The sequence below is a fragment of the Rhizobium sp. P32RR-XVIII genome (genome assembly GCF_012641395.1).
Taxonomy (GTDB): Bacteria; Pseudomonadota; Alphaproteobacteria; order Rhizobiales; family Rhizobiaceae; genus Rhizobium.
Window position 1 is genome coordinate 1 of the sequence record NZ_JABAIH010000088.1, and the last position, 737, is coordinate 737.

Here is a 737-nt window from a genome sequence, read left to right on the forward strand (position 1 = left end):
CCACAGACCGGGAAGGTCTGCGAACCGCAGATCGATCATCGCGATCTCGCCGTCCTTGATCGTCCGGAGAATGTCATCCGGGCTGGCGTAGCTATTGGAAGACATCGCCGCCTCCCTTCCTCATATCGATCCGTCGAACCGAGGCCGGACCGAGATTGCGCCGTCGACCCTTCTTCCGCCGATCGGGTGCAGCATCACTCGATCAGCTGCCCGTAGGCGTGGGGCCTCGGTTGCGAGCGCTGAAATTCACACGAAGCGGCTCCCGCATGAGCCGCGCGACCTGTGCCTGGCTCATATGGACGAGGGTGGTGTGATCGCCGCCCTCGAAGTATACCTCCGGTTGGGCGCAGACGTGGCCGTCGATGACAACGTCCAGCCCGTAGCACTCGCCGATCGGGGGAACAGCGCCGTGTGCGCAATCCGGGATCAGCTGATCGAGCTCATGCTCTATGACGAGTGTCACCTCATCGCCTAGTGCTGCTTTAAGTTTCCTGAGCCGCATATGGTGGGGGGCCGGCAGAATCACCAGAAGATAGCCGCCGCGTCTGGGCAGCACGACGCCTTTGGCCAGCCAGCGGGCCGCGATGTGGCAGGCGCGCGCGGTCGCCACCGATGATCTGGTCGGCCTGTGCTCGACCAGATCGTACTCGACGCCCTTGCGATCGAGATATGCCTGGAGTGTCAATGCAATGGTCACAATCCCACCCTCCGGGCGAGACCTTCCATTGTGAGGCCCC

1 protein-coding gene is annotated in these 737 nt (G+C 63.0%); it reads right to left on the reverse strand.

Annotated features, from left to right (window positions below; translation table 11 throughout):
* Window positions 1–202: 202 nt before the first annotated feature.
* A partial coding sequence (locus tag HGP14_RS35170; RefSeq protein WP_246704777.1) for an aminoacyl-tRNA deacylase occupies window positions 203–737 on the reverse strand: 535 nt, incomplete at its 5' end.